Genomic DNA, 18686 nt, shown 5'->3' with positions numbered 1-18686 from the left:
GTTTTCATTTACTAGTAACGTGTTACTCAACTAACTGATCCGAATTATAAACTCCGAATGATCTTTCAACGCGCCCTTCGACGTGAATTGGCTAGTGCCGCCGGGGCCACCTTCACAGTTTTGTTCAGCATCCTGCTCACCTGGATGCTGATCGGTATTCTCGGCAAGGCGGCGGGCGGCAAGATTGCGTCGTCCGACGTCATGTCGCTGATGGTCTTTTCCGCCCTGATGCAGCTGCCCACCATCATCATCCTCACCGGATTCATTTCGGTGCTGATGGTCGTCACCCGCAGCTACAAGGAGTCGGAGATGGTGGTGTGGTTCGCCTCCGGCCTGAGCCTGTCGCGCTGGATCTGGCCCGTGCTCAGCTTCGGCCTGCCGCTGGTGCTGGCCACCGGCATCCTGAGCCTGTACGCCACGCCGTGGGCGCAAAAGAAAAGCGATGAATATGTGGCGCGCTTTGAAAAGCGCGAAGACCTGCAGAAAGTCACGCCGGGCCAGTTCCGCGAATCGGCCGGCAGCAACCGCATCTTCTTCGTCGAGGGCGTCAGCGGCGAGAAGACGGTGGTGCAAAACGTCTTCGTCAATACCGTCGATGAAAAAGGCAGCGCCGTCGTCGTCGTCGCCAAGGAAGGCGTGATCAATACCGACGCCAAGGGTGAACGCTTCCTGGTGCTCAAGAGCGGCCGCCGCTACCAGGGCGTGCCGACGCAGGCGGACTTCCAGACCATGGAGTTCGAACAGTACATCATGCGCATCGAGAGCAAGCAGCAGGAACTGGGCGCGGAGCTGGGCGTGCGCGCCATGAGCACCATGGCGCTCATCGCCAATCCGAATCCGTATACCATGGCCGAATTGCTGTGGCGGGTCAGCGCGCCCCTGATCGGCCTGATGCTGATCCTGCTGGCCATTCCGCTGGGCTTTGTCAATCCGCGTGCCGGCAGTTCGACCAACCTGATCATCGCCCTGCTGATTTTCTTTACGTACAGCAACCTGATCAAGGTCATCGAAGCGAGCGTGAAACAGGGCCGCCTGACCTTTGGCCTGGCCTGGTGGCCGCTGCACCTGCTGGCGGCGCTGGCCGTGGTGGCGCTGTTTGCGTGGCGCCTGAATGTGAACCACCGCTATCATCCGCTGGTCCTGCTGGCGGCTTTCAAGCGCGCGCGCCGCGCCGGCAATACAAGTAAAGCGGCATCGAAATGAAGATTTTACAGCGCTATTTTGCGGTCTCGATATTCCAGGCGGTGCTGTTCGTGCTGCTGGCCTTCCTGGCACTGCAAGCCTTCATCGACCTGACGGGCGAGCTGCCCAAGGTGGGCCGCAACGGCTACACCATCCAGTATGCCTTCCTGTACGTGCTGGTGCTGGTGCCGGGGCACGTGTACGAGGTGATGCCGATCGCGGCGCTGATCGGCACGATCTACACGATGGCGCAGTTTGCCGCCAGTTCCGAATTTACCATCATGCGCGCATCGAGCATGTCGACGGCGATGGCGGCCGGTTTCCTGTTCCGCATCGGTATCGTCTTCGTCGTCATCACCTTCATCTTCGGCGAGTTGATCACGCCGCGCACGGAACCGCTGGCCGAACGCCTCAAGCTGACCTCGCGCGGCGCGGCCGTGTCGAGCGAGTTTCGCTCGGGCCTGTGGACCAAGGACATGGTCAAGAGCGATGGCCTGACGGGCACCGTCACCGGTTCGCGCTTTTTCAATGTCGGCGAAGCGCGTCCGGACGGCCAGCTGAAAAATGTCAAGCTGTATGAATTCGACACCGATATGCGTTTGCGCACCCTGACCGTGGCCAAGGGCGCGACGTATCGGGGCAATAATATCTGGCGCCTGACCGATGTGACGGAAACCTCGTTCTCGAACAGCGCGGCCACGTCGCCCGGCTTCGAGCCGAAGCTGTCGAACTACTATGGACAGGAAACGAGCCTGGTGCATACGGTGCAAAGCGCCAGCAAGGACATGACGTCGGAAGTGACGCCGAAGATCCTGACGGTGTCGGCTTCCGATCCCGAGCGCATGTCGGCCAGCGAACTGGCCGTGTACACGCGCCACCTGGCCGAGAACAAGCAGGAAACCGAGCGTTTCCGCATCGCCTTCTGGAAAAAGCTGATCGATCCGCTGGCCATTTTCGTGTTGATGGCGCTGGCGCTGCCGTTCGCCTACATGCATACGCGCAGCGGCGGCATCAGCCTGAAGATCTTCATCGGCATCATGATCGGCGTGAGCTTCATGCTGGTCAACACCCTGTTCTCGCATCTGGGGCTGCTCAGCACCTGGCCGGCCTTCCTGACGGCGGTGGCGCCGAGCGCGCTGTATCTGCTGCTGGCGCTGGGCGCCCTGTGGTGGGTGGAGCGGCACTGATGGAGACGAACGCGGAACAGGCGCTGATCCTGTTTGCCCATGGCGCGCGCGCCGCATCGTGGGCCGCGCCCTTCGAGCGCCTGCGCGACCTGACCCAGGCGCGCATGCCCGGCACCGGCGTGCACCTGGCTTTCCTTGAACTGATGACGCCACGCCTGCCCGAGCTGGTAGCGACCCTGCTGGCCAAGCTGCCCGCCGGCGCCATTCTGGACGTCACCGTGGTGCCCGTGTTCCTGGGGCAGGGCGGGCATGTGCTGCGCGACTTGCCGCTATTGCTGGAAGAATTGCGCCAGCGGCATCCGGCACTGCGCCTGAAGGTGGTCGAGGCGGTCGGCGAGAACGCCAGCGTGCTCGCCGCCATTGCCGATTACTGCGTGGCGGCGCCAGGCTCCAGCACTCTCCCTTGAGCGGCATCGACATCGTCTACCTGTGGGTCGACGGCACCGATCCCGCCTGGCGCGCGCGCTGGCAGCACGCGTATGCCGCCTGGGCGCGGGCGCATCCTGGCCAGCTGGCCCTGCACGGCAACGTGGCGGGGCGCTACCGCGACAACGGCGAGCTGCGCTACAACCTGCGCGCGCTCGAGCGCTTCTTCCCCGGCCACGGCCATGTCTACCTGCTGACGGACCGGCAAGTGCCGGAGTGGCTGCGCGCCTCACCGCGTCTGACGGTGATCGATCATGCGAGCCTGATGCCCGGCGCCGCCTTGCCCGTGTTCGATTCCGGCCATATCGAATCGTATTTGCACCATATCCCGGGCCTGTCCGAGCGCTTCCTGTATCTGAACGACGACGTATTTTTTGGCGCGCCGTTCGAGCCCGCATTCTGGTTTGGGGAGGAAGGGGACGGGCGTTTGAGCGTTTTCACGGAGAGTGCGCTGCACGAAGACATGCAGGGCTTGCGCGCCGACGTGGCGGCGCCTGTCAATTGCGCCACCTTGTCGCGGCAATGGCTGTCGGCGCAGTATGCAGCTTACCAGCATGAACCGCGCCTGTATGCGCACGCGCCGCGGCCCATGCTGAAAAGCGCGCTGCATGCACTGGAAGGGCTGGCGCCGGCCATGTTTGCCGGCGTGCGCGCGACGGTGTTTCGCTCGTGGCAGGTGCCGGCGTTGCTGCCCGACCTGGTGCCGCGCTGGATGGTGCATCAGGGGATTGCGCGGTCGCGCATGCTCGACCCGCTGCATATCGCCAGCGGCGATGTGGCGGCGCCGCAGCAGCTTGAGGAGCTGGCGGCGCGTTTTGGCAGCTTGCCGTTTTTCTGTATCAACGATACCTGCGACGAGGCCGAGGATGATGACCCGCGCCTGCTGCGCGTGGCCGCGACCTTGCAGCGGCTGCTGCCGCTGCCATCTTCATTTGAAGGCGCTTAAGCCGATTTCTTCTTTGGCGCCAGGCTGATGCGGGCGGCGGCCGAACTGTCGGACAGCGAAGCGAGGAACAGCAGCAGATAGGCGCCCAGTTCGAAGACTTCCTCGCCCAGCAGCGCGTAGGCGTCCGGCATGCCATGGAAGACCTTCTTGTCGAAGGGCCAGCCGGCGACCATCAGCAAGCCGCCGATGGCCGTCAGGATGGTGATGCGCATGCTGAAAATCAGGCCGGCATGGGCAAACACCTTGCGGGCACGCGGCGCGAAAAAGATCAGGATGCGTATCAGGATCAGCAATTCCAGCACGCGCAGGGCTTTTTCCAGCTGGGCCCAGACGGGCGCAGTGCCGAACTGGTCGATATCGAGTTCGCGCAGCAGGAAGCCGAACAGCAGGGCGCACAAGCCTGCATGCATGAGAAAGCGCAGCGACTGGCGGTCAGTCTCTTGCCAGGCGCGCACGCCGTGCACGGTGCAAGCCAGGGCCAGGAACAGCGCTTGCAGCCATTCCAACAAATGGTTTTCGTCGTCGATATTCGGGAACACCGTCCACAGGGCGATAGAGGCGAGCATGCTTAACAGCACAGCGCTGGCGACGCCGACATTGCTGCGGCTGAGCGAAGTCAGGGCTTCGCGCATGGAGGTGAAATTCATGTGTGGTCGTAAGGCTAAAGTTGCGCGGCGCGGTATTGCAGCCTGCGGGCGCAGCTTTTTTCGGGGAGGTTGCCAGTGGTTCCGTCAGCCGGGAGACCGCATGGCAAGCGCTATGGCGGGGCGAAGCGTGAATTTATTGCTATCACACAACAACTTCTCGAGAAAAGATGCGTCCGCATCGTATCATGTTTCCTCTGAAGACGTCGATTACTGACTTTAAAGTCGGTAAAATACGGTGTGTTTATTCAAGCATGGCGCGCCAGCATGGCGGCGGCTGCTTCGGTGCTCTGGTGCGCGCGCGCGGCCATGGCGTCGCCCAGCATCACCAGCACGGGACCGTGGGTGTCGCCCAGGCCATGCGCCAGGGCGCTCAGCGGCAGGCGTACGATGCCCTGGTCCGGGCGGCTGCAGTTTTCAATCACTACCACCGGGGTGTCGGCACGGCGGCCCTGCGCCAGCAGGCGCTGTGCCGTGGCGATGGCTTCACGGCCGCCCATGTATTGCACCAGGGTGTCGCAGTCGGGAATGCGCGTCTGGTCCGGTTCGCCCGGCGCCGTGCTGGACGTGAAAAAGGCCACGCTGCGCGACACGCCCCGCTTGGTCAGCGGCTGCTGTGTGGCGGCCGCTGCCGCCAGTGCCGTGGTAATGCCGGGCACCACTTCCACCGTGATGCCCGCCTCTTCCAGCGCGCGCAATTCCTCGTCGGCGCGCCCGAACAGCATGGGGTCGCCCCCTTTCAGGCGCACGACGACGGCGTGCTTGCGCGCATGGTCGACCAGTTGCTTGTTGATGAAGGCCTGCGCCGTCGACAACTGGCCGCAGCGCTTGCCGACGAGGATTTTCTTCGCCTGCGGGCACAGCTCCAGCATCTCTTCGGTGACCAGCGCGTCGTGCAGCACGACGTCCGCTTGCGCCAGCAGGCGCGCGCCGCGCAAGGTCATCAGGTCTTGCGCGCCGGGGCCGGCGCCGACCAGGTAGACCTTGCCGGGGAGAGATGGGGAGCTGTTCATATGGCTGCCTTTCCTGGACGATGCGGAGTTAGAGTCGAACCATGCCGGCCGCGACCGTCTGGTGGGTGACTTCATCGATCAGGATGAAGGCACCGGTGGCGCGGATATCGGCATACGCGTCGGCCGCCAGCGCCTGCTGCACATTCAGGCTGATGCGGGCGATATCGTTGAGCTTCAAGCCTTCGGCCGGATGGCGCTGCTGCGTATTGATGTCGAGGATCGATTCGATCGCCGTCACCTTGGCTGCCGTCTGCTTCGTGCCGTGCTTGATCCAGTACTTGCGGCGCAGGTCCAGCGCGTCTTCCGACAGCCAGCACACGTCGGCCACCACCTGTTTCAGCAGGGTGGCAGGACGCTCGCTGCTTGCCAGCAAGTCGCCGCGCGAGATATCGAGGTATTCATTGAGCAGCAGGGTCACGGACTGGCCCACCACGGCCGTTGGCAGCGAACCGTCCAGGGTGACGATATCCTTGACTGTTGCCGTCTGGCCCGATGGCTGCACCACCAGGGTGTCGCCGATGCTGACCTTGCCCGCTTCGATGCGGCCCATGTAGCCGCGGAAGTCGTTCGCTTCGTGGCCATTGTGGCGCGCCACCAGCTGCACCGGGAAGCGGAATGGCGTGTCGTGCGATTCATCGTAGACGGACAGCGATTCGAGCAGCTCGATCAGGGTCGGGCCCGTGTACCAGCCCAGCTTGTCGCCGCGTTCGACGACGTTGTCGCCAGTGAGTGCCGACAGGGGAATCGGCGTGATGTCCTTCAAACCCAGCGACTGGGCAAATTCGCGGTAGGCGGCCACGATGCGCTTGTACACCGTTTCATCGTAGTCGACGAGGTCCATCTTGTTGATGGCCACGACCACGTGCTCGATCTGCAGCAAGTGTGCGATGGTCGAATGGCGCTTGGTCTGGATCAACAATTCCACGCTGCCATCGTCGCCCAGTTTTACCTTCGACACGTCGATCAGGATGATGACGGCATCGGCGGTGGAAGCGCCCGTGACCATGTTGCGCGTGTATTGTTCGTGGCCCGGGGTGTCGGCGATGATGAATTTGCGTTTCGGCGTGGCAAAGTAACGGTAGGCCACGTCGATGGTGATGCCTTGCTCGCGTTCCGCTTCCAGGCCGTCCGTCAGCAGGGACAGGTCGACCGTGTCGCCCACCGTGCGCTTGTGCTTGGAGCGCGACATGGCGTCGAGCTGGTCGGCAAAGATGCCCTTGCTGTCGAACAGCAAACGGCCGATCAGGGTGCTTTTGCCGTCATCGACGGAACCGGCCGTGATGAAGCGCAACATGCCGCGCTCCAGGCTGTCGGTGAGGTTGGTGTTCTGGATTGCTGCGTTCATTAGAAATACCCTGCTTTCTTGCGTTTTTCCATCGAGGCTTCGGAAGTCTGGTCATCCATGCGGGTGGCCCCCCGTTCCGTGATTTGCGTGATTGCCGTTTCGGCGATGATGGCGTCGACCGTCGCCGCATCGGAGGAGACAGGGCAGGTGCACGAGATATCGCCCACCGTGCGGAAGCGCACGACTTGCGTTTCCACCGTTTCGCCTTCGCGTGGCGGCGTCAGATCCGTCAGCGGCACCAGCAAGCCGTTGCGCGGGATCACCTGGCGCTCGTGCGCGAAGTAGATCGGTGGCAATTCCAGTTGCTCGCGGGCGATGTATTGCCACACGTCCAGCTCCGTCCAGTTCGAGATGGGAAACACGCGCATGTTTTCACCGGGATGCACGCGGGTGTTATATAGGTCCCACAGTTCCGGACGCTGGGCTTTCGGGTCCCAGGCGCCGAATTCGTCGCGGAACGAGAAGATGCGTTCCTTGGCACGGGCCTTTTCTTCATCGCGGCGGGCGCCGCCGATGCAGGCGTCAAAGCCGTGTTCGGCGATGGTTTCCAGCAAGGTGACGGCTTGCGCCGCATTGCGCGAATCCGTGGCCGGGTTGCGCAGACGCACGGTGCCGCGCTTGATCGAGTCTTCCACGGAGCCGACGATCAGGCGTTCGCCCAGTTCCGCCACCTTTTTATCACGGAAAGTAATGACTTCCGGGAAGTTGTGGCCCGTGTCGATATGTACGAGGGGAAATGGGAACTTGCCCGGGCGGAAGGCTTTCTCGGCCAAACGCAAGAGGACGACGGAATCCTTGCCACCGGAAAACAGCAGCGCAGGATTGGCCGATTCGGCCGCCACTTCGCGCATGATGTGGATGGCTTCCGATTCAAGGCTGTCGAGGTGACGCTGGTTCAAAATATTGCTCATATGGGTGCTTTCTTATTCTGCTGAGTCTGTTGTGTCTGTTCAGGCTGCCACGGATTTGATGCGTATCAATTTGCCGTCCACCATGTGCAGGCCGCATTCCTTGGAGTCCGGGTTTTCCCACCACCAGCGTCCGGCGCGCACATCTTCGCCCGGCTGGACGGCCCGCGTACAGGGTTCGCAGCCGATCGACGGGTAGCCCTGGTCGTGCAGCGCGTTGTAGGGCACGTCGTTGGCGCGGATGTATGCCCACACGTCTTCTTCCGACCAGTCGGCCAGCGGATTGAATTTCGTCATCGCGTGCGCCGCGTCGTCTTCCTGCACGTGCAATTCGGCGCGCGTGGTGGACTGGGCGCGGCGTTGTCCCGTCACCCAGGCCTTGTTGCCGGCCAGGGCGCGCCCCAGCGGTTCGACCTTGCGGATGCGGCAGCATTCGCGGCGCATCTCGACGCTGTTATAAAAGGCGTTCAGGCCGTTCTGTTTCACGTAGGCAGCCACCGCTTCCGGCTGCGGGCGGTACAAGGTGATGTCGTGGTCGTAACGGGTCTTGACCTTGTCGAGCACGGCCAGGGTTTCCTGGTGCAGCCGGCCCGTTTCCAGGGAAAAGATGCCGATGGGCAGCTTCGCCTTGAGAATCATGTCGGTCAGCACCATGTCTTCGGCTGCCAGGCTGGACGCGAACACGGCTGGCGAAAAATCCGCAGCGATGCGTGTCAGCGTTTGCTCGGTGGCGTCAATCAAAGAAGTCAAATTGCTCATGATGGGCCCTCAGATGCCGGCCGCGTTGTCGAGGTCAGGATTCTGGCCTTCGCGCTGGTGGCGGCGGAACAGCGGTGATTTTTGATCCCACGAAGCCTGGTAGGTTTCCGAAAAGACCGACAAACCTTTCAGGGCGTCGTGGATGCTGCGGTCGGGCCGGGTGGCATAAGCGTCAAAGCCTACCCTGTGCATGGAAAACAGCTGATCGCGCAGCACGTCGCCGATGGCGCGCAACTCACCCTGGAAACCCAGACGGGCGCGCAGGTTGAAGGCGATCGAATAGCCGCGGCCATCCGTGAATTTCGGGAAGTCCACGCCGATCACGGGCAGTTGCGCCACGTCGGCCGCCAGTTCTTCCGGGCGCTCGTCGCTGGCCAGCCATACGCCGATATCGGGCAGGCGGGCGGCCAGGGTCTCGCGCTGGGCTTGCCATACGAGCAGGGGCACGATGACCTTGCCTGCAGGCACGACGACCGTTTCCGGCGTGTCGTTTTCATCGAGGCGCAGCAAGCCCCAGGTATTTGGCACCACGGCGGCATTCTTGATGATTTCTTCGCGTACTTCAAACATATTCGTCCTCTCCCACCAGGTTGCCGACCGTGATCGGCGTTGCATATACGTGTTCCTTGAACGGCGCCACGCCCAGGCGCTGGGCCGTATCGACGAAGCGCTCGCCTTCGTGGCGGTCGCGCACATAGACGTGCAGCAGGCGGCCGATGACTTCAGGCATCTGCAGGGAAGAGAACGATGGTCCGATGATCTTGCCGATGGCCGCGTTGTTGCCTTGTGCGCCGCCAATCGACACTTGATACCATTCGCTGCCATCCTTGTCGACGCCGAGGATGCCGATGCTGCCCACGTGATGATGGCCGCAGGCATTGATGCAGCCGGAAATATTCAGTTCAATCTCGCCGATGTCATGCTGGAAGTCGATGCTGTCGAAGCGTTCGGCAATGGCGGCCGCGATCGGCAGCGACTTGGCGTTGGCCAGCGAGCAGAAATCGCCGCCGGGGCAGCAGATCATGTCCGTCAGCAAGCCGATGTTCGGCGTGGCCAGGCCGTGCGCCTTGGCTTCCTGCCACAGTTTGAACAGTTTCGACTGCTCCACGTCGGCCAGCACCAGGTTTTGCTCGTGGGTCACGCGCAGTTCGCCAAAGCTGTAGCGGTCGGCCAGATCCGCCACGAAGTCGATCTGCTCGGCCGTCGCGTCGCCCGGCGGCACGCCCGTTTTCTTCAGCGACAGTACCACGGCCACGTAGCCGGGACGCTGGTGCGGCTTGACGTTGCGCGCCAGCCAGTTCACATACGCCTTGTTGTCCGCGTGCTCCGCCTTGTAGTCGAGTTCCGGCAGGGCAAGGTAGGCGGGTGGATTGAAGAAGTCCGCCACGCGCTGCATTTCCTCGGCCGTCAAGGTTTCCGGACCATCTTTCAAGTCGACCCACTCTGCTTCCACCTGGCGCGTGAATTCTTCCACGCCGATGGCTTTCAACAGGATCTTGATGCGCGCCTTGTATTTGTTGTCGCGGCGGCCGTGCAGGTTGTACACGCGCATGATGGCCTGGATATACGTCAGCAAATGCTGCCACGGCAGGAATTCGCGCACGACGCTGCCCAGGATCGGCGTGCGGCCCATGCCGCCGCCGGCCATCACCTTGAAGCCCACTTCGCCAGCTTCGTTGCGCACGGCCGTCAAGCCGATATCGTGCACGGCGATGGCGGCACGGTCTTCTTCGGCGCCATTGATGGCGACCTTGAATTTACGCGGCAGGGCGATGAACTCGGGGTGGAAGGTGCTCCATTGGCGCAACACTTCCGCGTACGGGCGCGGATCGATGATTTCATCGGCGGCGACGCCGGCGAACGGGTCCGATGTTGTATTACGGATACAGTTGCCGGAAGTCTGGATCGCGTGCATTTCCACCGATGCCAGGTCCGTCAGGATATCGGGGGTTTGCTCCAGCTCGATCCAGTTGAACTGGATATTCTGGCGCGTCGTGAAGTGGCCATAGCCGCGGTCGTACTTGCGCGCGATGTGCGCGAACATGCGCATCTGCTTCGACGACAGCAAGCCGTACGGCACGGCGATGCGCAGCATGTAGGCGTGGCGTTGCATGTACAGGCCGTTTTGCAGGCGCAGCGGAATGAACTCCTCTTCCGTCAGCTCATTGGCGATACGGCGCGCAACCTGGTCTCGGTACTGGGCGATGCGTTCTTTGATGATGAGGTGGTCGTACTGATCGTAGTGGTACATATCAATTCCTAAAAAAGCCGGGGTGCTGGAAGATTGCCTGGGATTATGTTCTTGATACTGCTCTTGTCACTTGTTCGGTAATTAATAGATTAGCTTCACTGCCACGCCGGTCAAGGTCATCGCCAGCAGCACTCGTAAAAACTTTTCCGGCACGGAACGGGCGACCCAGGAACCGAGCGTGATGCCGGGCAGGGAGCCGACCAGCAAGGAGGCCAGCAATTCCCAGTGGATGGAGCCGAGCCACCAGTGGCCCAGGGCGGCGATGGCCGTCAGGGGCACGGCGTAGGCGATATCGGTGCCCGCCACTTCGGCTGAGCTCATGCGTGGATACAGCATCACCAGCAGGGTCGCGCCGATGGCGCCGGCGCCGATCGACGACACCGTGACCAGCACGCCCAACACGGCGCCGGAAATAATGGTCGCAGCGGCAAGCTTGTTACCTTGCAATTGTTTCTCGGGGTGTGCATTGATCCAGGCCAGCATGCGGCCCTTGAAAATCAGCGCCACGACGGTCAGCAGCACGGAGCCGGCGATCGAGTAACGGATGATCTTGCCGATTTCCGGCGACAGGGTGCCGAACGATTTCAGCGCCAGGGTCGCGATGACGGCGGCGGGCAGGGCGCCCATGCACAGGCGCTTGACGATATCCCAGCGGATGGTGCCGCGCAGGCGGTGCGTCAGGGTGCCGGCGCTCTTGGTGATCGAGGCGAACGCCAGGTCGGTGCCCACCGCCACGGAAGGCGGCACGCCAAACAGCAAGGTTAACAGCGGCGTCATCAGCGAACCTCCGCCCACGCCGGTCATTCCTACGAGTAATCCTACGGCAAATCCTGAGACTATATAAGACAAAGTCATGCTTGCACCCCCAAAGTACCCGCAATAGTAATAAACTTAGTGTTTATTCCAAACTACTAAGTACGCATTTGCTTATATGCGATATGCGTATATGCATGAACGTAAAATCATGGGTGGGGCGGAAACTCGGCAAATTACGGCAATCTAGGGCAAACCAGCAATGAATCTCCATCAATTGCGCTTCGTGCGCGAAGCGGTCCGGCAGAATTACAACCTGACGGACGCCGCCAAGGCCTTGTTTACGTCGCAACCGGGCGTATCGAAAGCCATCATCGAGCTGGAGGAAGAGCTGGGCGTGGATATTTTTACGCGCCACGGCAAGCGCATCCGCGGCTTGACGGAACCGGGCCGCCTGGTGCTGGAGTCCGTCGAGCTGATCATGCAGGAAATCGACAGCATGAAGCGCATCGGCAAGGAATTCGCGGCGCAGGACAGCGGCAGCTTTACCATTGCCACCACGCATACGCAGGCGCGCTACACCTTGCCGAAGGTGGTGCAAGCCTTCATGTTGAAGTTCCCGAAGGTAAGATTGTCGTTGCTGCAAGGCAATCCGCGCCAGATCGCCGAGATGGTGCAGCGCGACCAGGCCGACCTGGCCATCGCCACGGAATCGATCGCCGCCATCGATGGCTTGATCACCTTGCCATGCTATCAGTGGGAGCACGTGGTGGTGGTGCCGGTCGACCATCCGCTGCTCAAGTCGAAGTCCGTGACCCTGGAAGAAATCGCCGCTTTCCCTCTGATTACCTATGACAGCGCGTTTGCCGGACGCAACAAGATCGACCACGCTTTCGTGCTGCGCGGCCTGAAGCCTGACATCTTGCTCGAAGCCATCGATGCGGACGTGATCAAGACTTATGTCGAGTTGGGCATGGGGATTGGTATCATAGCGGGTATGGCCTTCGATGCCGAGCGCGACAAAGGCTTGCGCGCCATCCCTGTCGGCCACCTGTTCGGCATGAATGTGTCGCGCGTGGCTGTCAAGCAAGGCGCGTATTTGCGCAGCTATATTTATACCTTTATCGAGTTGCTGACGCCGACCCTGAACCGCAAGCTCATCGAGCAGGCGATGAGCGGTGATAAAGAGCACTACGAACTATAACAATGCATGAAGTCGGCCGGGCGAGGTGCCTGGCCAAGATTATTTAAGAAGAGAAGAAACAATGATTACCGATCAGCTTGCCAAATATTACGCCACCATCGCGCAGCAGTACGAGCGCGTCTATGACAAGCCCGAACGCCAGGAAGACCTGGAAGTGTTGCGCGACAAGGTCGCCGACGTGCTGGAAGGCCACACCGTGCTGGAACTGGCTTGCGGTACCGGCTACTGGACGGAGGTGGTCGCCGAGTCGGCCGAGTCCGTCCTGGCCACCGATATCAACGATGAAATGCTGGCGCTGGCCCAGGCGCGCGGCTTGCCCGACAACGTCACCTTTGCCAAGCTCGACGCGTTCAACTTGCCAGACGACTTGCTGGGCAAGTTCACGGCCGTGTTTGCCGGCTTCTGGTGGTCGCACGTCAAGCGCGAAGACCAGGACAAATACCTGAAGCAATTGCGCAGCAAGCTGGGCAAGGACATCCTGCTGGTACTGATCGACAATTCCTATGTCGATGGCAGCAGCACCGTTATCGCGCGCACCGATCTGGAAGGCAATACCCACCAGTTCCGCACGACGGATGGGGGCGAGCGCTATGAAGTGCTGAAGAATTTCCCGTCGGATAGCCACCTGCGCAAGAAGTTCGCCCATTCGGCCCGCGAAATCCGCATGAAGCGCCTGGAATACTACTGGCTGCTGAGCTGCCGCCTGAAGTAAGGCCGGACTGCCGCCACAAGCCGCCCTCGGGCGGTTTTTTTTCGCCTGTTGTTTTTATCTGACAAGACATTGTGCCAAAAAACAACATCTTGTCGATGTCATATTGTTGAAGTATTTGGTGGGCATGATTCGGTTCAGCAGCTAAGCAGCAACATTCTTGTCCAACCTAATGTAGAGAATCTCAAGTGAAAAAAATTACTCTGGCAGCATTGATCATCGGCACCTTCGCAGCAGCTACGGCACAAGCACAATCGAACGTCACCGTGTACGGCCTGGTTGACCTCGGTATTGCCAAGACCACTGGCCAGCCGACGGTACAACGCGAAAACAATGCGTCGCGCCTCGGTTTCAAGGGTACGGAAGATCTGGGTGGCGGTCTGTCCGCAATTTTCAACCTGGAAAGTGAATTCCTGGCCGATACCGGCGCGCAAAAAGGCGTGTTGTTCGACCGTCAAGCTTACGTGGGCTTGAAAGGCGCGTTTGGTACCGCCATCCTGGGCCGCACCAAGAATCTGGTCGATGGCACCATCGCCCGCGTCGATCCATTCAACACCTACGGCGTGGTCGGCAAGAACAATGAAACCCTGCTGCGTTCGGGCGTCGGCACATCGCGCGTCAACAACGCCGTGACCTACAACAGCCCAAGCTTTGAAGGTTTCGTGGGCAGCCTGCAATACGTGCTGAGCGAAGTCAACAGCGCTGACGCAGGCGTGATTGGCCTGGCAACCTACGACAATGGCCCGATCAGCTTGCACGCCGGCTACGAAAAAGCCGTGCAAGCAACGGCAACGGCCGCCAAGCCTGACCTGTGGTCCATCGGTGGCGGCTATAAATTCGGCCCGGCCAAGATCACGGCCGCCTACTCGAAAGGCGACACCAAAGTTGCCACGACCGGCGAATTCAAGTCCTACCTGATCGGCCTGAACTACACGGTTGGCGGCGGCGATGCCAAAGTGTCGTACGGCAAGCAAGAGCAAAGCAATAACAAGTTCAAGGATCAGGACACCATCAAGGAATTCGGCGTCGGCTACGACTACCACCTGTCGAAGCGCACCGACGTGTACGCTTACGCTGGCCGCGAGCGCGTCAAATCGCTGACCTCGTACCAGATCGGCCTGGCACACAAATTCTAAGCATCATTCGATGTAAGGAAGCAAAGGCGCCTGCGGGCGCCTTTTTTATTGCATCGCCGCTGCTGCTGCCGCCTCCGCATGCATGGGCAGCGAGATGTCGATGCGCGTGCCGCCCAATTCGCTATCGGCGCCGATATGGATGCTGCCGTTCAAGCCCCACACCCGTTCGCGCATGCCCAGCAAGCCCAGGGCCGTGGCTTTTTCCAGGTCGTGCTCGGCAATTCCGCGGCCGTCATCCTGGATGGTGATGGCGAGCGAGGAATCGATGCGGTGCAGGGCGATGGTGATATGGCTGGCCTCGGCATGGCGCGCGATATTCGTCAGCGCTTCCTGCACGATGCGATAGATGGCCGTGCTGCGCGCATCGTCGAGCACGAGGTCGGCTTCGTCCGCCAGCAAGTCGAAATGGATGGCGCGGCGCAGCAGGAAGTCGTGCCGCAGTTTTTGTAGCGCAAAATATAAGCCCCCTTCATCGAGCGCGCGCGGACGCAGGTTGCTGGCGATGCGCCGCAGCGAGGTGATGGCCGTCACCAGCAAGCCGTCCATGCTGTGCAGCAGTGCTTGCAAGGATGCGGTGGTATCCGTGTGCTGGCGCACCAGGGTCAGGTCGACGCGCAAGGTGGCCAGCAGCTGCCCCAGGTCATCATGCAGTTCGCGTGCGATATGCTTGCGCTCCTCTTCGCGGATGGATTGCAGCGCGCTCGACAATTCGCGCAGTTGCGAAAAGGAGCGGGCCAGCTGTTCATGCATTTGCTGGCGCGCAGTGATATCGCGCACGATGATGGTAAACACGCTATGGCCGTCTTCCTGCATGGCCGAGAGCGAACCTTCGAGGGGAAACATGGCGCCATCGCTGCGCCGGCCCGTCAAGGTGTAATCGGTGGCGCGCCGGCCCGTCAGGCGCAGCTCCTGGCTGATGTCGCCAAACGGCGGATCGCCATCGTGCTTGCCCAGGCCGTCAAGGGTACGCAAGTCGCGCAGGATGTACTGGCCCAGGCGCATGCCGCGCATGCCGTCCGGCGTGTCATCGAACAACCTGGCTGCCGCCGCGTTCGCATGCAGGATGATTTGCCCGCTGTCGATGCTGATGATGGCGTCGCTGGCGCTATCGATGATGGCCTGGCCACGCGCCTGCCGTTGCCGGAGGGCTTTCAGGGGAGGAAACAAGCACAGCAAAAGCGCTGCCGCCATGCCCAGCGGCAGGATGCGCAGCAGTGTGGAACTGCCTCGGTCAGGCATGGGGTTCTCCTTGCGAACGTGAACGAAGGCAAGACAGGAATGGCAGACAGGACTTTAGCCTATGCCTGTTGGCACGGCGCGGCTTGATGTGGCGCAGGAAGGGGAAAGAAGAGAGTGATGCGCCGCGCCGGCCTGGGCCGGGCGGCGGCGAGAGACTTACATTTGCTTGAACAGATGCAGGAAGCTGCGGCTCACTTCGAGCTTGTCGGACTTGCCTTTGATGAGCACCAGGTGGCGGCCGCGGATGTCGCGCGTCACGCCTTCGATGGCATTCACGTTGACCAGTGTGGCGCGGTGGATTTGCCAGAACAGCGAAGGATCGAGCTCTTCGGCCAGGTCGCGCACGGGCTTGCGGATCAGCGCCTCATACTTGGCTGTCTGCACGCAGGTGTATTTCTCGTCAGAACGGAAGAACAGAATCTCTTCCACGGGGATCATGCGCAAGTCCTGGCCGATGCTGGCCTGTATCCATTGCAGATACGTGGGCTTGGCCGTGATTTTTTCCGCCAGTTGCGACAGCATGGCCGTGACGCTGCTGTTGACGTCCAGGGCCGGCTTGTTCAAATGGGTTTTCAGGCGCTCCACCGTGACCAGCAAGCGCTCATGCTCGGGCGGCTTGAGCACGTAGTCGACGGCGCCCCGCTCGAAGGCTTCGACGGCGTGGGTATCATAGGCCGTGACGAAGACGATGTGCGTCTTGCCGCCAATCACTTGCGCTGCTTCCATGCCTGTCTTGCCCGGCATGCGGATATCGAGGAAGGCAAAGTCCGGCTTGAGTTGCTCCACCAGTTCGATCGCTTCGTCGCCATTCTTGGCTTCGCCGATGATTTCCAGTTCAGGCCAGGCTTGGCCCAGGCGCAGGCGCAGCTGGTCGCGCATCAGTCTTTCGTCGTCGGCAATAATAGCGGTAGGCATAGGTCTCAAGTGTGAACGGGCGAAGATTGATTATTCAATGATTTAGCGTTTTTATCAACTACTCTGTCTTATTTGGACAATTGATATGGCACTTCGATCACGGCGCATACGCCCGACGGTTGATTTGGCGTAATGGTCAGGCTGCCCTGGTCGCCATGCAGCAGCTTCAGGCGCTCGCGGATGGTGGGTAAACCGAGTCCCGTGCCATCGCTGGGTACCACGCCAAAGCCCAGGCCGTCATCGGTCACCGTCACGCGCAGCTTGCTGTGCGCCACTTCGGCCACGATGCGCAGGGTGCCGCCTTCCGGTTTGACTTCCAGGCCGTGTTTGATGGCATTCTCTACCATCGATTGCAGCATCATGGGCGGGAAGGCGGCGCTGCGCAGGCCGTCTGGAATCTGGAAATCGACGGTCAGGCGCTCTTCCATGCGCATTTTCAGCAGGTTCAAGTACGCTTGCACCATATCCGCTTCACGGCCCAGGTTGGTAATCAGGGCGTTGTCGCGCATTTGCGGCAGCACGGCGCGCAGATACTGGATCAGGCTGCGCTGCATCTTGGCCGCGCGCGGCGGATCGACCTGGATCAGGTGTTCGACGGAGGCCAGTGTGTTGAACAGGAAGTGCGGCTCGACTTGCGCCTGCATCATCTGCATTTTCGCCTCGCTGAGCTGGCGCTGCATGGATTCGCGCTCGGCCGCCTCGTTTGCCGTGACAGTTTCCGCTTCCGCACGTTTCTTGCCGCCAACCAGGGCTTTCATGGCAAACAGGGCCAATACCAGCAAGGACACAAAGCTCTTGAACCAGGTCGATGCCTGCTGGTGATAGCGCGACACTTTTTGTTCTGCCGCATCATCGACCGCTTCTTCAATAGCATTCGACAACTCTTCGCCGATTTGCGGCGGCAATTCAATATGGACTTCTTCGCCCGAGGCATTCGTCGTTACTGGATAGCTGGGTTTGGCAGGGGCCGCCGGTGGTTCAGGCGGTTCGGGCGGCACGGCACCGGCTTGTGCGTCTGCCTCGGCCGCATCGGCTGGATCGGCCGAGCTGCTACGGCGGTTCTTGCTGTTGCGGGGATTGAAGTGAATGCCCGTATCGTCGATCAGGATATTGGTTTCACCCGAGCCTTTGCTGCTGCGTTTATGCGACTTGATGACCACCTCTTCGTCCGGGCTGGACGAGAACAGCTCATCTTGCAAAATGGAGCCGGCGATCAGTGCCAGTGCAGCGAACAGGAAGAATTTCCACCAGGACAGTTGGGTAACCCAGGTCGTCGTCGCGTCGAATGCCCGTTGCAACCATGCGAGGATGGTTTTCAACAATTGGGGCAGGCTGGAAATCGGAAGCATGAGGGCACTTTCAAGTACAAGAGTTAATCGACGCAGCGGGCAAGTTTAACCCCTTGTTGAGTAGCGTCAGAGTCTGATGTTGCCACTGTGCCTAAAGACCACGAACTACGCCAGCCGATTGCGACAGGCTGCACAAAAAGGCGCTTGAAGTGAAGACTATGCTTGCTGGGCGGTGAGGGGGGAAAAATAGCGCTTGCGGGGCGTGAGGGGCAAGGCTATAATTCGCCCCCTCGCTGAACGACGCATGCAAATGCCGAGTAAAGCAGGGTGAAAAAAGAAGGTTGACGAAACGATCTAAACGCTTCATACTCTTCCTTCTTCGCAGCTGACAAACACAACGCTTTGTCGATAGCGCGAAAGCAGTACCGAATACAGTTCTTTAACAATTAACAGTCGATAAGTGTGGGCATTTGATGTAAGTGCAGCGTCAATCTTCGGATTGGCGTCTAACTTAAAATATCAAATGTTCACAAGAAATAATGAAATAGGATACTTCTTCGGAAGTAGCCTGTCAGTTTTTTGAGTGAGCAAACACCTCGCAATGCGAGGGGTTTGAACTAGTTAAATAGTTCGACCATGCCGGTAAAATGGCAAAGTAACAGAGATTAAACTGAAGAGTTTGATCCTGGCTCAGATTGAACGCTGGCGGCATGCCTTACACATGCAAGTCGAACGGCAGCACGGAGCTTGCTCTGGTGGCGAGTGGCGAACGGGTGAGTA

At 60.5% G+C, this 18686-nt stretch carries 18 protein-coding genes and 1 rRNA gene; 8 read left to right on the top strand and 11 right to left on the bottom strand.

Features of this window, described 5'->3' with window-relative positions; translation table 11 throughout:
* Positions 1 to 57: 57 nt before the first annotated feature.
* Genes lptF through O3297_RS20055 form a run of 4 tightly spaced genes read left to right on the top strand, consistent with a single transcriptional unit; the run spans position 58 to position 3741 of the window.
* Positions 58 to 1203, top strand: a complete 1146-nt coding sequence (gene lptF / locus O3297_RS20070) for an LPS export ABC transporter permease LptF (RefSeq protein ID WP_305049748.1) — start codon at positions 58 to 60, stop codon at positions 1201 to 1203.
* Positions 1200 to 2369 (top strand): LPS export ABC transporter permease LptG, encoded by a 1170-nt coding sequence (gene lptG / locus O3297_RS20065; RefSeq protein ID WP_034782207.1) that lies wholly within the window; start codon positions 1200 to 1202, stop codon positions 2367 to 2369. Before lptF ends, lptG begins: the two co-directional genes overlap by 4 nt.
* On the top strand, positions 2369 to 2776 hold the full coding sequence (locus tag O3297_RS20060) for a sirohydrochlorin chelatase (RefSeq protein ID WP_070282797.1): 408 nt from the start codon (positions 2369 to 2371) through the stop codon (positions 2774 to 2776). Before lptG ends, O3297_RS20060 begins: the two co-directional genes overlap by 1 nt.
* Positions 2773 to 3741 carry a Stealth CR1 domain-containing protein gene (locus O3297_RS20055; protein WP_305049745.1) on the top strand — a complete coding sequence of 323 codons (969 nt, stop codon included), beginning with the start codon at positions 2773 to 2775 and terminating at the stop codon, positions 3739 to 3741. Before O3297_RS20060 ends, O3297_RS20055 begins: the two co-directional genes overlap by 4 nt.
* Here O3297_RS20055 and O3297_RS20050 read toward each other — a convergent pair.
* The 8 genes from O3297_RS20050 to O3297_RS20015 all read right to left on the bottom strand — a co-directional run bounded on the left by O3297_RS20050 (position 3738) and on the right by O3297_RS20015 (position 11516).
* Positions 3738 to 4388 carry a hypothetical protein gene (locus O3297_RS20050; RefSeq protein WP_139144061.1) on the bottom strand — a complete coding sequence of 217 codons (651 nt, stop codon included), beginning with the start codon at positions 4386 to 4388 and terminating at the stop codon, positions 3738 to 3740. The two genes, O3297_RS20055 and O3297_RS20050, sit on opposite strands and share 4 nt — an antisense overlap.
* Before the next feature lie 245 nt (positions 4389 to 4633).
* Complete coding sequence (cobA, locus tag O3297_RS20045) at positions 4634 to 5398, bottom strand: uroporphyrinogen-III C-methyltransferase (protein WP_305049744.1); 765 nt, start codon at positions 5396 to 5398, stop codon at positions 4634 to 4636.
* 28 nt (positions 5399 to 5426) lie between these two features.
* The gene (locus tag O3297_RS20040; protein ID WP_305049743.1) at positions 5427 to 6743 is read right to left on the bottom strand and encodes a sulfate adenylyltransferase subunit 1; all 1317 of its coding nucleotides are present in this window, start codon (positions 6741 to 6743) and stop codon (positions 5427 to 5429) included.
* Positions 6743 to 7654, bottom strand: a complete 912-nt coding sequence (gene cysD / locus O3297_RS20035) for a sulfate adenylyltransferase subunit CysD (protein ID WP_034782216.1) — start codon at positions 7652 to 7654, stop codon at positions 6743 to 6745. Before cysD ends, O3297_RS20040 begins: the two co-directional genes overlap by 1 nt.
* Before the next feature lie 39 nt (positions 7655 to 7693).
* Positions 7694 to 8410 carry a phosphoadenylyl-sulfate reductase gene (locus O3297_RS20030; RefSeq protein ID WP_305049742.1) on the bottom strand — a complete coding sequence of 239 codons (717 nt, stop codon included), beginning with the start codon at positions 8408 to 8410 and terminating at the stop codon, positions 7694 to 7696.
* A gap of 9 nt (positions 8411 to 8419) precedes the next feature.
* Positions 8420 to 8980: a DUF934 domain-containing protein gene (locus tag O3297_RS20025; protein ID WP_034782220.1), complete on the bottom strand. Its 561-nt coding sequence runs from the start codon at positions 8978 to 8980 to the stop codon at positions 8420 to 8422.
* Positions 8973 to 10661: a nitrite/sulfite reductase gene (locus tag O3297_RS20020; protein WP_034782222.1), complete on the bottom strand. Its 1689-nt coding sequence runs from the start codon at positions 10659 to 10661 to the stop codon at positions 8973 to 8975. The genes O3297_RS20025 and O3297_RS20020 overlap by 8 nt, the downstream gene beginning before the upstream one ends.
* A gap of 81 nt (positions 10662 to 10742) precedes the next feature.
* Complete coding sequence (locus O3297_RS20015) at positions 10743 to 11516, bottom strand: sulfite exporter TauE/SafE family protein (protein ID WP_305049741.1); 774 nt, start codon at positions 11514 to 11516, stop codon at positions 10743 to 10745.
* A gap of 160 nt (positions 11517 to 11676) precedes the next feature.
* On the opposite strand from O3297_RS20015, the gene O3297_RS20010 reads away from it, so the two are divergent.
* The 3 genes from O3297_RS20010 (at position 11677) to O3297_RS20000 (ending at position 14463) form a co-directional block, all read left to right on the top strand.
* A complete protein-coding gene (locus tag O3297_RS20010; RefSeq protein WP_034751505.1) occupies positions 11677 to 12618 on the top strand; it encodes a CysB family HTH-type transcriptional regulator in 942 nt (313 codons plus the stop codon).
* Between the two features lie 61 nt (positions 12619 to 12679).
* Positions 12680 to 13330, top strand: coding sequence for a class I SAM-dependent methyltransferase (locus O3297_RS20005; protein WP_034782226.1), 651 nt, complete (start codon positions 12680 to 12682; stop codon positions 13328 to 13330).
* 185 nt (positions 13331 to 13515) lie between these two features.
* Positions 13516 to 14463 (top strand): porin, encoded by a 948-nt coding sequence (locus O3297_RS20000; RefSeq protein ID WP_052140115.1) that lies wholly within the window; start codon positions 13516 to 13518, stop codon positions 14461 to 14463.
* A gap of 45 nt (positions 14464 to 14508) precedes the next feature.
* Here O3297_RS20000 and O3297_RS19995 read toward each other — a convergent pair whose 3' ends face one another.
* The 3 genes from O3297_RS19995 to O3297_RS19985 all read right to left on the bottom strand — a co-directional run bounded on the left by O3297_RS19995 (position 14509) and on the right by O3297_RS19985 (position 17966).
* Positions 14509 to 15702, bottom strand: coding sequence for a PAS domain-containing sensor histidine kinase (locus tag O3297_RS19995; RefSeq protein ID WP_070282808.1), 1194 nt, complete (start codon positions 15700 to 15702; stop codon positions 14509 to 14511).
* A gap of 156 nt (positions 15703 to 15858) precedes the next feature.
* Positions 15859 to 16617 carry a LytTR family DNA-binding domain-containing protein gene (locus O3297_RS19990; protein WP_034782231.1) on the bottom strand — a complete coding sequence of 253 codons (759 nt, stop codon included), beginning with the start codon at positions 16615 to 16617 and terminating at the stop codon, positions 15859 to 15861.
* A gap of 68 nt (positions 16618 to 16685) precedes the next feature.
* Positions 16686 to 17966: a sensor histidine kinase gene (locus O3297_RS19985; protein WP_070253895.1), complete on the bottom strand. Its 1281-nt coding sequence runs from the start codon at positions 17964 to 17966 to the stop codon at positions 16686 to 16688.
* 607 nt (positions 17967 to 18573) lie between these two features.
* Here O3297_RS19985 and O3297_RS19980 point away from each other — a divergent pair.
* A 16S ribosomal RNA gene (locus O3297_RS19980) occupies positions 18574 to 18686 on the top strand; the annotation flags it as partial.

It is taken from the genome of Janthinobacterium sp. SUN128 (assembly GCF_030587275.1).
In the GTDB taxonomy this organism is placed as follows: domain Bacteria; phylum Pseudomonadota; class Gammaproteobacteria; order Burkholderiales; family Burkholderiaceae_D; genus Janthinobacterium; species Janthinobacterium lividum.
This window is presented reverse-complemented; position numbering and strand designations above follow the sequence as displayed.

Excerpts from the sequence above, each read along its gene's own strand:
- O3297_RS20010 (WP_034751505.1), top strand. The coding sequence starts at position 11,677 with ATGAATCTCCATCAATTGCGCTTCGTGCGCGAAGCGGTCCGGCAGAAT.
- O3297_RS20060 (WP_070282797.1), top strand. The coding sequence starts at position 2,369 with ATGGAGACGAACGCGGAACAGGCGCTGATCCTGTTTGCCCATGGCGCG.
- O3297_RS20025 (WP_034782220.1), bottom strand. The coding sequence starts at position 8,980 with ATGTTTGAAGTACGCGAAGAAATCATCAAGAATGCCGCCGTGGTGCCA.
- lptF (WP_305049748.1), top strand. The coding sequence starts at position 58 with ATGATCTTTCAACGCGCCCTTCGACGTGAATTGGCTAGTGCCGCCGGG.
- O3297_RS20040 (WP_305049743.1), bottom strand. The coding sequence starts at position 6,743 with ATGAACGCAGCAATCCAGAACACCAACCTCACCGACAGCCTGGAGCGC.
- O3297_RS19990 (WP_034782231.1), bottom strand. The coding sequence starts at position 16,617 with ATGCCTACCGCTATTATTGCCGACGACGAAAGACTGATGCGCGACCAG.
- O3297_RS19995 (WP_070282808.1), bottom strand. The coding sequence starts at position 15,702 with ATGCCTGACCGAGGCAGTTCCACACTGCTGCGCATCCTGCCGCTGGGC.
- O3297_RS20015 (WP_305049741.1), bottom strand. The coding sequence starts at position 11,516 with ATGACTTTGTCTTATATAGTCTCAGGATTTGCCGTAGGATTACTCGTA.
- O3297_RS20020 (WP_034782222.1), bottom strand. The coding sequence starts at position 10,661 with ATGTACCACTACGATCAGTACGACCACCTCATCATCAAAGAACGCATC.
- O3297_RS20030 (WP_305049742.1), bottom strand. The coding sequence starts at position 8,410 with ATGAGCAATTTGACTTCTTTGATTGACGCCACCGAGCAAACGCTGACA.
- O3297_RS20005 (WP_034782226.1), top strand. The coding sequence starts at position 12,680 with ATGATTACCGATCAGCTTGCCAAATATTACGCCACCATCGCGCAGCAG.
- lptG (WP_034782207.1), top strand. The coding sequence starts at position 1,200 with ATGAAGATTTTACAGCGCTATTTTGCGGTCTCGATATTCCAGGCGGTG.
- O3297_RS20050 (WP_139144061.1), bottom strand. The coding sequence starts at position 4,388 with ATGAATTTCACCTCCATGCGCGAAGCCCTGACTTCGCTCAGCCGCAGC.
- cysD (WP_034782216.1), bottom strand. The coding sequence starts at position 7,654 with ATGAGCAATATTTTGAACCAGCGTCACCTCGACAGCCTTGAATCGGAA.
- cobA (WP_305049744.1), bottom strand. The coding sequence starts at position 5,398 with ATGAACAGCTCCCCATCTCTCCCCGGCAAGGTCTACCTGGTCGGCGCC.
- O3297_RS19985 (WP_070253895.1), bottom strand. The coding sequence starts at position 17,966 with ATGCTTCCGATTTCCAGCCTGCCCCAATTGTTGAAAACCATCCTCGCA.